Origin of the sequence: Corallococcus sp. NCSPR001, assembly GCF_017309135.1 — a bacterium.
In the GTDB taxonomy this organism is placed as follows: domain Bacteria; phylum Myxococcota; class Myxococcia; order Myxococcales; family Myxococcaceae; genus Corallococcus.
The window spans coordinates 5,293,947-5,306,720 of sequence record NZ_JAFIMS010000002.1; the positions used below are offsets into that span (position 1 = coordinate 5,293,947).

Genomic DNA, 12,774 nt, shown 5'->3' on the forward strand with positions numbered 1-12,774 from the left:
TCAGCTCTCCGCGCTGGCGTCCGGGTGCTCCTCGCTGCACACCTGCGGGACGTCATCGGACGGGAGCGCTTCGTCCGGCATTACCGACGCCGAGGGCTCGGAGGGGGCGACGACGCCCGAGGCGCACTCGACGATGTTCCAGTCCGCGCACGTGGCCCACCGGTTGTGGAAGGCACACGGGTAATCGCAGGTCTTGTCCCAACAGATGTCATCGCACTGCGGCGGCAGCGCCAGGGCCGCGGTGGGCGCGAGGGTGAGGACCGCCGACACAGCCAGCAGGGACTTCATCAGCGTACGCATGATTGCTCCGTTCATGTGCACTGCAACTCCCAGGTGAATGCCTTTCCATGACGAAGAGGAGAGGCATTCATCCGGGGGACCCAATTCTTAGCAGGACAATGACTTCACAACCACGTCCGCAGCAGGCCGGCCAATGCACCGCTCAACACCAGCCAGGCCGAATTGACCCGCCAGCGGAGCAGTAACATTGCGCCGAGCACGGCCAGGGCCACCGTCCAGCCATCCACCAGGGCCGCGCGTCCCAGCTGCCACGTCACCACGGCCATCAGAGCCAGCGAGGCCGCGTTGACGCCATCGAGCACCGCGCCCGCGGTCCTGGACCGGCGAAGCCGGGGGATCAGCGGACCGCTGAGGGCCACGAAGACGAAGGCGGGCAGGAAGATGCCCAGCGTCGCGAGCCCGGCGCCGGGCGTGCCACCCACCAGGTAGCCAATGAATGTCGCCGTGGTGAAGACGGGGCCCGGCGTGAACTGGCCCACGGCCACGGCGTCCAGGAGCTGGGCCTCGGTGAGCCAGCCCCAGCGTTCGACGAGGTCTGCCCGGAGGAAGGCCAGCAGCACGTAGCCGCTGCCGAACAGCACGCTGCCGACCTTGAGGAAGAACAGGAAGAGGCCGCCGAGGCTGGCCGGAACGGGGGCCGTGGCAGCCATGGCGGTGACGCCGTTGAGGGCGAACGGCGCCAGAATGAGCGTTGGCCTGGGCTCAGGGGACGACCGGAGATGGCTCCAGGCCGCCAGGGAAACGCCGGCCAGGGTCAGGATGAGCAGTTCGTTGGCGCCAAGGGCGCTCGCCACGGCTGAGCCGACGGCCACGGCGCTCCTGGGGCGCGTCGTCAGGGCCGTCTTGCCGAGGCCCCAAAGGGCCTGGAGGACCACGGCCAGGATGACGGGTTTGACGCCGTACAAGAGGGCGCCGGCTTGCGGAAGGGTGCCAAAACGCACGTAGGCCCAGGCCGCCGCGAGCGTCAGGAGCATCGCCGGGACGATGAAGCACGTGCCGGCCACCAGCAGCCCAGGCCAGCCGGCACGCCGGTGGCCCAGGTGGATGGCCAGCTCCGTGGAGTTCGGGCCCGGGATGAGGTTGGTGGCGCCCAGCAGGTCGAGGAACTCCTCACGGGGCAGCCACCGGCGCCGCCGCACGAGTTCGTCTTCCATCATGGCGATGTGCGCGGCAGGGCCCCCGAAGGCCGTCAGCCCCAGCCGGAGGAAGACCCGCGCGACCTCGCCGAGTGAGCCCCGGGTGACGTCACCGGAATGAGGGGAGTCCATGCGCCGAAGGAGCCTCGTGATGAGCCGGAACCAGCGGAATCGCGGCGGATGGTGCCACGGCGCCAGGCAGGGAATGCCGATGAAGCAGGGGAGGGGGCAGGTCGTCTCCGGGGACAGGGACTTCAAGTCGGCCTCGCCCCGCCCCGCCGACACGGGCGCGCTTCGCCATGGGGGTTCGCATCTTCTGCTCGAACCCTCACAACAGGAGGATGTGCGCATGGCCTACCAAGTCTACTTCGATGTCGAGTTTGAAGGTCCCGTCCTTGACGCCGACGGCCGCCCCACCGGCCCCGTCCAAGCACAGAGCGGCCGCATCATCATGAATCTGTTCCACAACGTCGTCCCCAAGACTGCGGAGAACTTCCGTGCCCTGTGCACCGGTGAGAAGGGCTTCGGCTACCAGGGCTCGTCCTTCCACCGCATCATCCCGGAGTTCATGTTGCAGGGCGGCGACTTCACCCGCGGCAATGGCACGGGGGGCAAGTCCATCTACGGGGAGAAGTTCGCGGACGAGAACTTCCAGATCAAGCACAACAGGCCGGGGCTCCTGTCCATGGCGAATGCGGGCCCGAACACCAACGGCTCACAATTCTTCATCACGACGGTCGTGACGTCGTGGCTGGATGGCAGGCACGTCGTCTTCGGCGAGGTGGCCGATGAGGAGAGCATGAAGCTCGTGAAGGCGCTCGAAGCGACGGGTTCAAGCTCAGGCATGGTGAAATTTGGGAAGCGCCCGACCATCGTGGCCTCGGGTGAGCTGTAATCCACGGGCGCTGCTTCCGGCCGTACGGCCTGTGGACGCCAACTCCCAGGCGTGGAGCGACGCGTGGCTCGACGCCCTGGCCGGCGTTGCCGCGGACCACATCGAAGTGAGCTTCGCCGCGGCGACGAGTGGCAAGGTGGCCCGGGATTGAGCGCAGACGTCTGCGCGCGCCCCGTGGGAGACGCACGCGCCTACCGGTTGGCGGGGGACGGCGCCGACGTCGCGGCAGTTGCTTAGCGGGTGGACTATCCGGTTAGTTTACATAACGCTTCTTATCAGACGTAAACGCTAGAAATCTGAATGGTTTCGGGCACTTCCGAGGCCGCTTCCAGTTTCATGACCCACCCCCTGGAGCCCTGAAATCCTACGTTCCAGGTGGTGAGTATTTCCCACTACCTTTCAGGTGGTATGCGGCGGCTGATTTCGCGCTTCCGCGACGTCAACGCCGGGCATTCGCGAGGGACCCCTTCTGGACCTGCGAAAGCCCCGATGGGTGGCGTCACAGGGGGCCGCGCAACCGCCTGGTTCCCGGCTCGTCGGCCTGGCGGTGCCCCACCTGCGGCCGGACGTTCTGCGCCTCGTGCGTGGACGTCCTCATCGATGTCCCGGACGTCTGCGAGCTGTGTCCGCCTGACCTGGTGGCGGCGCTGCTGGAGCCCTCCGGCCCGCGCGCTGACCGCTTCTACGCCCAACCTGCGCTTGAGCCGTGGGGCTCGCGCGGCGCGCTTACTTCTTCCTCCCCAACGTCTGCGCGGCCTGGGGAGGCCGCAGACCTTCCCGCGCTGGAGTTCTGAGCCATGGCCACGAAGAAGAAGCTGACGCTGAGGAACCCTCTCAAGGCGAAGCGCGGCAGCGCCTCCCCGCATGCTGCGGCGCTGCAACACATCGACACCGCACTGACGCTGATTCCATCCGCTGCTGCGATCTCCGAGGCCTTCGAGGGTGACAACCCCCGGGAGCTGTCGGACGCATTCGCGGGGGCGATGGCCGCCATGGATGACGCGGGCAAGGCGTTGCCGGCGAACGCGGCGGCGCAGAGGAAGCTGGACGAAGCGTTCCAGTCTCTCCCCACGCCTCGGGGCGTCCTGGAGGCGTTCCGCCTCTACGAAGGCCAGCAGGAAGAGCTGGAGGAGCTGGACGAAGACGAGGAGCCGAACGACACCACCGACTATCCGTCTGAGATGGCGTCCGCTGCGAGCGGTGCCGTGTTGGCGCTGGAGAGCCTCCGGGGGGCGCTCACGGATGCGGCCCGCCTCACGGGGCTGAGCGTCTGCATTGACTGCGGGTACTGCGCACTGAGCCCCGCCCTCGTGAGTGCCCATGGCATCACCAAGAAGCACAGCGTGACCACCGTTGAAGCGCTGCGCGCGGCCGTGCGGCGGCCGGCGACGATGCCAAGCGTTCCGCTCACGGCGGCTTCGCAGCTCGACAGGGCCAGCAAGGCCGTTGTGCTCGCATCGGAGTGCATGGAGACGTTTGCGGCTGGTCTCGGCACTGAGAAGCGCAAGAACGACACCGCGCGCAGGGCCTACGAGCTGGCGGATGCACTCCGGATCACCGCACGGCAGGTCACGGAGTTGGCGGCCCGGAAGGGGGCTGACGAATGACCACGTTCATGGTCCTGGACCCCCATAGAAACCCGTGGAGCTGCCTGCGGTGCGGCGTGAACTTCGTCAACCCGGAGTCTGCGGCTGCCCACTACGCGGAGACGGGGCACGACTCGACGGGCAAGGCCCCTACTCCGGCGCCCAGGTGCCCGGAGTGTGAGCTGTTCCAGACCGACGAGGACCGGCTGGGGCCTCACGGGTCTGACTGCCGCATGGACCCGATGCAGCCCACGCTCTGGGTCTGCACCGAATGCCCCTGGTCATACCGCGCGCCCCTTGAGGACTTGGAGGTCATCGAGCGGCACCGCCACGAACAGCGGACGGGGCACGTCACGTCCACGGTGCCGGTCCTGGTCGAGAAGTCGCGCCCGCGCCCTTCGTTTCCTCCCGTCCCCACGGACGCGGCGGACCTGGCCGCGTCCGCTGCGCGGGCGTTCGCTTACGCTCGGAGCTGCCTGACGGACCTTTCGGTGGCGCTGGACAAGGACCCTGCGCCGGATGCCGCAAGCGCGTTGGAGGTCCGCCGCTGGGCCCGCTCCGCAGACAAGGACCGGAAGGCGGCGCTGTGGCAGGCGCTCCAGCTCCTCAAGCGGCGCAAAGAGAAGAGTGCGCAGGAACGCACCGCGGAAGGACTGGCGGCGGCGAAGGGCGAGGTGAAGCCTTGAGCGCGAACCCGCAGCAGGACAGCCGGGAAGTTGCGGCTGTGCGTGTCGCGAACGCGCATGCCCAGATGAAGGCCGCAGAGGAGGCGCTGAGCCGCGCACTCCAAGAGCTGGAGGGAATCACCGGGACTGGCCACGCGCCGAAGCGGCTTAAGCAGATGGTCGGGACCCTTCGCTCGGACTCGGCGTTTCTTGCGCTCTACAAGGACCGACGGTGGTTCGACCTGGACCGCATCGGAAAGGCGTCGCTGGAGGCTGAGGAATGAGCCCCCGCGCGAAGTCGAAGCTCGATGAGAAGGGTGCGCTCTTCATCGCGTTGTGGCGGGCCGGCGCGGTGATTCGTGCGGAAGCTCGTCACGGCCTCTGTGAACAGCTGCTGGGCGACGAGGACATGGAAGGCGTGCGCCGGCAGTTGCACGCGCTCGCGGTCGTGCTCGATGCCGTGCAGCACTCCGGCAAGACCAGCCTGACGGATGCCCTGCGCCAGGTTGCACGCGATGCGCTGGACGAGGATGCGCGGGCGCTGCTGGTCTTGCTGTCGGATGCTGCTGAGGCTTCCCATGCTTCGTGACAGCACCGTTGCGGACCAGCTCGAAAGCACGTTGCTGTTCATGCAGCACGTTCGGCAGGAGCTTCACGCGCTGGAGTCTGAGGGCCGCACCGTCCTCGCAGAATCGGAGCGCGCGAGCCTCCGGCGCTCCCTGGCGCGGGCCGAGATGGAAGCGCGGATGCTGCGCCATCGCGCCGTTGCGGAACGCATGGAGGCGAGCCGGCGACGGCCGAAGAAGAAACCGATGCCGGCCGTGCAGCTGCTGCTCTTCGAGATTCCGGCGCTCCCTGTCCCTGATGACGACGTGCCGACGCTCGACGCGTCGGAGTTCGAGGAGGTGCCCGACGAGGGCCCCGCAGTGGTGCTGCTGCCGAGGCCGACGTGCCCGCAGGAGCGGATGCAGTGCTCGCAGCCGGACTTGCCCGCCAACGTGGTGCGGCTGCCGGCGCGCTTCCCCGTTCGTGAGGCCGCGTGCGCGGCTGGAGGTGCGCAGTGAGGACAGAAGGCAGTGACACGAAGTTCACGGTCAACCGCGAGGTGAGGAGCCCGCGCTTCAATGGTCGCGAGTGGGACCGCGTGGTGACGGGGGCTGCGGTGCTACCGCATCCCGAGCGGCGCTGGCAGGACCATACCGAGCCCCTGACGTTCGTTCGGGAAGTTGCGGCTGACTGGGGTGGCTACCTGGCGGAGCGGCCGACGGGCGAGCCGGCGGAGCTGCCCAGTGTGACCGTGCAGCGCCTGCGGGCTCGCATCGCGGAGCTGGAGAGCCGCTCCACGGCCGCTCCCACGAAGAAGCGCACGGCGGGGAGACGGTGATGGACGCCAGCAAGCTTTCACCGTTCATTCAGAAGCACGTGGAGCAGTACGGGCTAAGCCTTCGGGCCGTTGAGTCCTCGCTGAAGGACGAAACGGCGGCCTGTGTGGCCTTCCTCGAAGCCGTCACTGCACACGGGGCGGCTTCCGACGAGGCAGCAAGAGCGCAGCTGGAGCTGGAGAGCATCGCCAATCGTCGTGAGGTGGAAGGGACGGACGCCGCCCGCGCCGCTGGTCGCCTCTTCCTCGCGGTGAGCCTGGAGGACCTGGGGCGGCAGATGAGGAGCACGGGTCTCGACCTCAATGCCCTTGTGATGCGCCATCAACAAACGATGGCGGGCACTGCGGACAGTGGCGCGGCGCTCTTCGATGCGATGGACGCATGGGTCCAAGCTTGGGAGCACGCCGGCATCGGGTCGGAGCATGAGCTGGGCCGGCGTGCGGCGCTCATGGAGGCGATGGACGCACGCAAGGCAGCGCTGACGGCAGAGGCGCTGGCGATGGTCCGCCTGACCTACGTGCTGCGGCACCTGCCCAAGGAACGCCCCACGGAGCGCCCGACGTGAGCCCCGCGACGATGCTTCCGGGAGCCAGCTCAACGCGTTGGGGCGGGCGCCCTGCCCAGACTCCGGCCGAAGTCGAGTATCAGCGCGCGGTGGTTTGGCACGCGGTGAAGCGCGAGCACCTGGCCGAGCGCGTGGCTGAGAACGTCGTGGCGCGGAAAGCCCTGATGGAGGCCGTTGCGTCGGTGGGCCCGCATCACGCGTGGGCTCGGAGCTGCATGACGGACCTGCTGACGTCGCGCGCTGCGGTGAACGCTGCGCACACGGCCGTGGCAAAGGCCGACGTGCGGATCATCAAGGCGCTTGAAGCGTGGGCAGCGGTGGAAGCACACGCAGAGGCGACCCGGTGAGGGCCGCACGCGTTCGACTGCTGGCCATCGGGTTGCCGGTGGCGGTGGTGGCTCCCGTGCTGCTGATGCGCGGGGAGCTGCTTTGCGCCGTGCTGCTCGCGGTGTGCAGCGGGGTTGGCCTGGTGCTGATGGAGGTCGGCGGCAAGCCATGACGACCCAGCGCTGTGAGTTCGTGCGGAACGGGGAGCGCTGCCGGCGCCGTGGCATCAGGCGCGTGCAGGCGCGGTGGTTCTGCCCCGGCTGCGCGGGCCGTGGAGCTGCACAGCTCCTCACGCTGACGAAGAAGAAGCACGCGCACGCCCAGGCGGCAGCGCGGAAGGAGCGGGAGACGTGAGCCCGTGAGCTGGCGGAGGGACGGCGCGGCGGTTGACGCTCGCGCCTCCCTCCCCCAGCCCGCGCAATGCGCGCGCATTGCGCGGGCGAGCTCCGGCGCAATGCGCGCGCTCGAGCTCCACCAGGCCACGCCGTCACCCGTGGGCGCCAGTGCCTGGAGCCCCCCACGGTTCGGCCGGCACTGCGGCACGTCGCCAGAAGCGACCAACGGGAGCGATGCGGGGCACCTGGTGCCGCCCGGCGAGCGGCAGCGGCAGAGGGACGGACGCGGAGCTGCTGCGCTCGATGTCGGGTGGCGGCGCCCGCCACCCGCCGCCTGTGAGTGCGAATCCCACCACCCCCGCCTCCCCGGATGCCAACCGCCCGAGCGTGACGGCCAGGCCGCCCTGCCCCGTGGTGCGCGTGGAGCCCCGGAGGTGTCCCGGTGAGGCTTCGGAGCGCTGCGCGCGTCCAGGAGGCCCCAGCGGCGCCCCAGGTGGGCGTTTCGCTGGCGTCGCCGCTGCCTGGGGTCCAGGGGGCGGCGCCCCCGGCTTGTCGTAGTAACGATAAGTCGGACAAGCGCAGAGGGGCCGGGCAGCCAGAAGCCCCTCCCCCCTCGCCGTGGGTGCCCCGGTCCTGCACGGCCTGTGAGCGCAAGAGCTGGCACATTCGGACCTGGAAGCGGAGTGAGCCCCTTTCGCGCACGGCTACGCCCTACCAGTGCCGCAACTGGCGGCACGCGGGGGACTGCGCCAGGTGGGTCAGCCAGCGGGACTATTCGCGAATCATGGCGGCCCTGGAGGGATGCGCGCTGGAGGGGCTGCTGCTGGTGGTGCTCACGCTGGACCCGAAGAACGCCCCGGCCGAGCTGGATGAGCGCTACCGGTGCCTACAGCCCCGCTGGGCGATGTTGCAGAAGTACCTGACCCGGGGATGGGAGGCCGGTGACGTTCCACGCCTGGGGAAGTTCAAGTTCGTTTCCACGGTGGAGCAGCACCGCAGCGGCACGCCGCACATGAACGTCATCATCTACTCGCCTGAGCTGGCGCAGCTCCTCCGAGAGGAGCCAGCGACGGAGGCGGAGACGGCCCGGGGAGTGGGGCCGCGCTGGTGGCGGGACCTGGTGGCCCACTGCGGATGGGGCCACCGCTCCAGCATTGGCCACGCACGCAGCAAGAGCGACGTCGCCTCCTACGCGGTGAAGGTCGAAAAGGCCGCGGTGCCTCACCCAACGCTGGTGGGCGAGGTGGTGAAGACGAGCCAGCTCCCGACGTGGGCGCCACCGAAGACGCGGCGCATTCGCGCGACGAAGGGATGGCTTCCGCCCGCGCGCCGGCCGACCCATCCGGACTGGACCGGAGAGCTGGTGCAGGCCCCGACGCCGGAGCTACAGCGCCAGGCGCAGGCGGAAGGGCTCGCACAGCTCGGGCAGGCGCTGGGGACTGGGCTGGAGTACCCAACGACTGCGCCGGACCTTCACCGGTCCGTCTGGGCGATGACGACGGGGGATGAGGTTCGCATCCTGGGCGTGAAGACGACGCCGGCGGAGGTCAGCTGTGTCTTCCGCACGGGCTGGTACAAGTTCGCGTGTCCGGAGCGCTTGCGCTGGGCGGATCCACACCGCAAGCGGACGCGTTGGGACGCCTACGCGCCGTTGACCGATGAGGCGCGAGCATGGGTCCGCGCACGGGCGGCTGAATGGGTGGAGGCGCCTCCGCCACGCGTTCTGACGCTCGACGAGCTGGTGGACGTGGAGAGGTTCCGGCGTGCAGCGAAAGCAGCGCTGACGGTCCAGGAGATTCATCGCGCGTGGGAGAACCGCCCAGCGGATGACGTCATGGACGCATGGCACGCGATGCTCGACCGCGCGGAGAAGCCGGAGGCGCCAGAGGTGGATGACGGCGGGCGCCCGGCGGAACAGTGGGAGCCTCCGCGCAGCGCGGCGGACGTGGAGCGCTTCAAGTTCGGAGCGGAGCTGACGGCCCGCTTCGAGTTTTGGCAGGACGTCGCGGAAGCTTCCGCACGCGGCGAGGACGTTGCGCGCATCGAGGCTCCGACAAACTGGCGCATTCGCAAGCCGGCACGAGGGAGGAGTGCATGACGAGGCCGAGTGATGGCAGGTGGACGCCCGCAGCTGCGTTGGGCCAGTTTCTGAGCAGCGTTGACCGAATCGCGCGAGCGCTGGAGCGGCTAGCGGTTGCGGCGGAGGACGCGACCGCTGAGCCCCGTGCGAAACGACAGGCGGAACAAGCACGCCTCTGTGATGCCGAGGGCGACCAGGGCAGAAAGTGCACTCTCCGCCTCAACCACGATGAGTTTTGGCACACGGACGGTCGCTGTCAGTGGCGTTAGGCGGTGGACTTGGAGGTAGCTCACAGGGCGCGAACACCGTGCGTTGAGAAGGGTCCGCGCCCACGCGCTTCCGCCCCTGAGTGCAGTTCGTGGAGGATGTCGGACCCAAGCGCGTCGGTCAGCGCGCTGAGGTGGGCCACGGCGTTCATGACTTCCGCGATGCGCGCAGCCTCTTTGGCGGTGATGCTGGGATGCGCTGTCGAAAGCTCAAGCGCGAGCTTCCCGATAGCGGGATAGAGGCCCTGATGGACGGCGATACACGTCTCGTAGATGGGGAGAAGGCGGTGGTGCCGAAGCTGGGTCTCGCGGTTGTGCATCAGGGAGATCATCGTTGGGAGCCTTTCGCGTCAAGGAAGTCGAGGAGCTGCGCGGCGAGCACTTCCGCGTCCGCCTGGGTCAGGTAGACGAACGGAAAGAGCAGCTCCACGGCGATGCGCGCGAGCTTGAGGCGGACGGGACGCGGAAGCCGGACCCGAAGCACGCGTAAGAGATTGAGCGAGCGCACTGCGGAAGTCAGGGCGCGTGCGCGCACAACTCGGTGAGCCCAGGCGGGACATAGGGCCGAGTGCTGATGGGCTGGTTGTGCGCGTTCAGGGCAATGAGCCATTCGCCCTCACCAGACGCGAGGCGGTCAGCGAGGATTTTCGCGCGCTTCGCCCAGCGATGGATTGTCCGCGGGGAGTGGTTCGAGAGGTGCGCGGCTTCCTTCACGGAGAGCCACTGCACAACAGGTCCGGAGGTTGGGAGGGAAGGCAGGTCCACGGGGCAGATCGTACCGGCAAAGCCTGACGGGTGCGCACCGTGGCGAAAGTGGCGAGGACGGCCGGCCGCTGGCGGCGGAATGGGTTCCGCGTCACCCATTGCGAAACGTGCGACGCGCCATGCCAACGTGGCGAGTCCTGGCGAAACCCCCGCCTGTGATGGCGGAGGCGAAAGCGAGACAACGATTCCCGCTTGCTGACGGCGGCGGTGCGTGGGTCCGCCCGTAAGTCCTGAGTCGTTGCGCCCCTTTCTGTCCTCGCGCTTTTCGCGGAGGTCCAACAGTTCGGGAACAGCTTGGCCCTGCGGGGCCGCCAGGACACGCACCGCCGCTGTCAGCTCTTTCCTCTTTCGCGGGGTGACGCGTGGCCGAAGAGCTGGAGCGGAACGCAGACGACGCGGGCGCATCGAGCGCGGCGGCGGACGCTGAGCTGCCCAGCAACGGCGGCCTGGCCGACGAGCTGCCCGAAGAAGAGCAGCGGCTACCGCCGCGAAACCCGGACCTGTTCGCGCGGAAGGCGGCGCCCGCCCCCAGCGAATACACGCCGGCTCGTGAGGAGGCCGTGCCGGAAGTCCTTCCCCCGGACGAGGCGCAACCCGCGCGGCGCGCCAGCCCCACGGGCAAGAAGATGGGCCGGCCGGTTGGCGATGACCCGCGACGGAGGGAGCGCACCTACCGGGAGAAGGTCGCGAAGTGCCGAACGCCGGAGGACTTCCGCGAAGCCAACATCTGGGCGCTCACCTATGGGGTGGCCATCAAACCGATGGCGCGTGACGCCGAGCTGGCGAAATTCGGGACGGTCGGCGGCCAGAAGTTCGTTGAGCGTGCGCGCGGCGCGGGTGCTGGCCAGGCGAAACCGGCCGTGTCCCCTCCCCCTCCTGGAGGCGGCGCCCCGGGAGCTGCCGGGCCTGTCTCGCCAGGCCCGGCCGCGCCCGCTGCCGCGTCGCCGGGGGCGCAAGCCGCCGGAGCTGCGGCACCTGGTGCACCACCAGAGCCACCACCGCCGCCGGAACCGCCCAAGTACATGGGCCAGGACTTTCAGCGCGTGCGGAAGTTCGCGGAAGCCGCGTTGCCGTTCGCGGCTCTCCTGGGCGAGGTGTCGAAGCGGGTGGGCGTGGACGTGTCACAGCCCACGAAGCGCAGGCTCTTCGCCGGCACGCCATACGAGGGCCAATACGAGGGGGACCCGGTGGCCCGCATGGCGGAGCTGGCGGGCGTCATCATGGCGAAGCGCGCCCCCACGGACGCGGAAGGCGGAATGCCGGCGGAGGTCGAGCTTGCAGGTGTGGCCGGCCTGGTGCTGTTGCCGGCGGCGCCCATCATCGCGAGCAAGGCGGGCGACTTCCTGACGGACCTCGCGGTCCGCGTGACGGGCATCGCCCAGAAGCTCTCGGGGTTCATCCGGAGCCGGCGGCGATGAAGGGAAAGCGGCGGAAGACACAGCACGCGGAGCACGCCGCGAAGAAGGCGGAGGCGTGCAAGGAATGCGGCCGGGCCATTCCGCGACCGTGGGAGCGCGAGCAGCTCGAATTCCACGTCCCGGACGTCTCCGAGTGCGTGCACATCGTCGGCATGGTGCGCATGGGCAAAAGCTACCTGGCCAAGAAATGGGCCGAGTGGCTCATGAAGAAGGGCCGCCCAGTGCTCGCCCTCGACTATCGCGGCGAGTGGGGCATTGACGGCATCAAGCGCAAGCACAACTCCCTCGGGCCGCTCAAGCGGACGGTGACAGTTTCAGAGTTCCTGGCGGATCCGGAAATGATTCTCGCGACGCGCCTGGCGCTCGCGATTCGCCCGGATGACGTGCAGGCGCTCCCGGAAGTGAAGGCTGCGCAGTTCCGCCAGGTGCTCCCGTACCTTCGCGCCCGCTCTGACGACGAGCTGCACCTCTTCGTGGACGAGGTGGGGATGCTCGCGAAGTACATGGCGAAAGAGCTGCACGACATCAGCGCCACGTGGGGCGCGGATGGGGTGCGCCGCTATTTCGTGAAACAGCGCTGGACGGACGACGAGCCGGAGAACCGCGCGCAGTGCACGAAGGTTGTGTCCTTCCGCCAGGTCAAGACGACGGACCTGCGGGGCTTGGCCGTGGACGCGGGGAAGGACTACGCGCGCGCCGTCTCGCAGCTGGCGCCACGCGAGCACCTGGTCGCCAACCTCACCACGGTCCGCATGGACCAAATCGAAGCACTGGAGGCATGAACATGGGCGAGAAGAAATACAGCGGCTGGCACATCCTCGGGGCGTTCCTCGCGGGGAACATCACGGGGGCGGGTGGCGCCGTCGCGGTGGGCGAAGCCACGGACAGCATCCGCAGTCCGGCGGAGCGCGAGGCCGCGCAGAAGGCGCGTGCCGCGACGGCCGCGAAGTAGCTCAACCGCATCACCCACCACCTGAGCAGCAAGGGCTCCAGCGTGCAGCGCGCCCGCTGGAGCCCCATCCCTCGCGCGCTCCCTTCCCTTCCAACTTCCCAG

General features: G+C 68.8%; 19 protein-coding genes. 15 read left to right on the plus strand and 4 right to left on the minus strand.

Going from position 1 to position 12,774, the window contains the following annotated elements:
* Together JYJ93_RS23285 and chrA are read right to left on the minus strand one after the other, a co-directional pair.
* A complete protein-coding gene (locus tag JYJ93_RS23285; protein ID WP_242543903.1) occupies positions 1-315 on the minus strand; it encodes a hypothetical protein in 315 nt (104 codons plus the stop codon).
* Positions 316-404: 89 nt separating this feature from the next.
* Positions 405-1,568 carry a chromate efflux transporter gene (chrA, locus tag JYJ93_RS23290; RefSeq protein ID WP_206794757.1) on the minus strand — a complete coding sequence of 388 codons (1,164 nt, stop codon included), beginning with the start codon at positions 1,566-1,568 and terminating at the stop codon, positions 405-407.
* Between the two features lie 217 nt (positions 1,569-1,785).
* Between chrA and JYJ93_RS23295 the strand changes: the two genes are divergently transcribed.
* From JYJ93_RS23295 to JYJ93_RS23350, 12 genes are all read left to right on the plus strand, one after another.
* Positions 1,786-2,331, plus strand: a complete 546-nt coding sequence (locus tag JYJ93_RS23295) for a peptidylprolyl isomerase (protein ID WP_206794759.1) — start codon at positions 1,786-1,788, stop codon at positions 2,329-2,331.
* A gap of 797 nt (positions 2,332-3,128) precedes the next feature.
* Positions 3,129-3,938 carry a hypothetical protein gene (locus JYJ93_RS23300; RefSeq protein ID WP_206794761.1) on the plus strand — a complete coding sequence of 270 codons (810 nt, stop codon included), beginning with the start codon at positions 3,129-3,131 and terminating at the stop codon, positions 3,936-3,938.
* Positions 3,935-4,603, plus strand: coding sequence for a hypothetical protein (locus JYJ93_RS23305; RefSeq protein WP_206794764.1), 669 nt, complete (start codon positions 3,935-3,937; stop codon positions 4,601-4,603). The genes JYJ93_RS23300 and JYJ93_RS23305 overlap by 4 nt, the downstream gene beginning before the upstream one ends.
* Complete coding sequence (locus tag JYJ93_RS23310) at positions 4,600-4,866, plus strand: hypothetical protein (RefSeq protein ID WP_206794767.1); 267 nt, start codon at positions 4,600-4,602, stop codon at positions 4,864-4,866. The genes JYJ93_RS23305 and JYJ93_RS23310 overlap by 4 nt, the downstream gene beginning before the upstream one ends.
* Complete coding sequence (locus tag JYJ93_RS23315) at positions 4,863-5,171, plus strand: hypothetical protein (RefSeq protein WP_206794769.1); 309 nt, start codon at positions 4,863-4,865, stop codon at positions 5,169-5,171. Before JYJ93_RS23310 ends, JYJ93_RS23315 begins: the two co-directional genes overlap by 4 nt.
* Positions 5,161-5,646 (plus strand): hypothetical protein, encoded by a 486-nt coding sequence (locus tag JYJ93_RS23320; protein WP_206794771.1) that lies wholly within the window; start codon positions 5,161-5,163, stop codon positions 5,644-5,646. The genes JYJ93_RS23315 and JYJ93_RS23320 overlap by 11 nt, the downstream gene beginning before the upstream one ends.
* Positions 5,643-5,966: a hypothetical protein gene (locus tag JYJ93_RS23325; RefSeq protein WP_206794773.1), complete on the plus strand. Its 324-nt coding sequence runs from the start codon at positions 5,643-5,645 to the stop codon at positions 5,964-5,966. The genes JYJ93_RS23320 and JYJ93_RS23325 overlap by 4 nt, the downstream gene beginning before the upstream one ends.
* Positions 5,966-6,529, plus strand: coding sequence for a hypothetical protein (locus JYJ93_RS23330; protein ID WP_206794775.1), 564 nt, complete (start codon positions 5,966-5,968; stop codon positions 6,527-6,529). Before JYJ93_RS23325 ends, JYJ93_RS23330 begins: the two co-directional genes overlap by 1 nt.
* Complete coding sequence (locus tag JYJ93_RS23335) at positions 6,526-6,876, plus strand: hypothetical protein (RefSeq protein WP_206794777.1); 351 nt, start codon at positions 6,526-6,528, stop codon at positions 6,874-6,876. The genes JYJ93_RS23330 and JYJ93_RS23335 overlap by 4 nt, the downstream gene beginning before the upstream one ends.
* Positions 6,873-7,028: a hypothetical protein gene (locus JYJ93_RS23340; protein WP_206794779.1), complete on the plus strand. Its 156-nt coding sequence runs from the start codon at positions 6,873-6,875 to the stop codon at positions 7,026-7,028. Before JYJ93_RS23335 ends, JYJ93_RS23340 begins: the two co-directional genes overlap by 4 nt.
* On the plus strand, positions 7,025-7,210 hold the full coding sequence (locus JYJ93_RS23345; protein WP_206794781.1) for a hypothetical protein: 186 nt from the start codon (positions 7,025-7,027) through the stop codon (positions 7,208-7,210). Before JYJ93_RS23340 ends, JYJ93_RS23345 begins: the two co-directional genes overlap by 4 nt.
* A 765-nt stretch (positions 7,211-7,975) precedes the next feature.
* Complete coding sequence (locus JYJ93_RS23350; protein ID WP_206794783.1) at positions 7,976-9,289, plus strand: hypothetical protein; 1,314 nt, start codon at positions 7,976-7,978, stop codon at positions 9,287-9,289.
* Between the two features lie 271 nt (positions 9,290-9,560).
* Here the strand turns inward: JYJ93_RS23350 and JYJ93_RS23355 are convergent, their stop codons facing one another.
* Positions 9,561-9,869 carry a hypothetical protein gene (locus JYJ93_RS23355; protein ID WP_206794785.1) on the minus strand — a complete coding sequence of 103 codons (309 nt, stop codon included), beginning with the start codon at positions 9,867-9,869 and terminating at the stop codon, positions 9,561-9,563.
* Positions 9,866-10,021 (minus strand): hypothetical protein, encoded by a 156-nt coding sequence (locus JYJ93_RS23360; protein ID WP_206794788.1) that lies wholly within the window; start codon positions 10,019-10,021, stop codon positions 9,866-9,868. Before JYJ93_RS23360 ends, JYJ93_RS23355 begins: the two co-directional genes overlap by 4 nt.
* Before the next feature lie 643 nt (positions 10,022-10,664).
* On the opposite strand from JYJ93_RS23360, the gene JYJ93_RS23365 reads away from it, so the two are divergent.
* From JYJ93_RS23365 to JYJ93_RS23375, 3 genes are read left to right on the plus strand one after another with little or no spacing between them, the layout of a single operon-like run.
* Positions 10,665-11,720, plus strand: coding sequence for a hypothetical protein (locus JYJ93_RS23365; RefSeq protein ID WP_206794791.1), 1,056 nt, complete (start codon positions 10,665-10,667; stop codon positions 11,718-11,720).
* A complete protein-coding gene (locus JYJ93_RS23370; protein WP_206794793.1) occupies positions 11,717-12,502 on the plus strand; it encodes a hypothetical protein in 786 nt (261 codons plus the stop codon). The genes JYJ93_RS23365 and JYJ93_RS23370 overlap by 4 nt, the downstream gene beginning before the upstream one ends.
* A 2-nt stretch (positions 12,503-12,504) precedes the next feature.
* A complete protein-coding gene (locus tag JYJ93_RS23375) occupies positions 12,505-12,672 on the plus strand; it encodes a hypothetical protein (RefSeq protein WP_206794795.1) in 168 nt (55 codons plus the stop codon).
* The last annotated feature ends 102 nt before the right edge of the window (positions 12,673-12,774 follow it).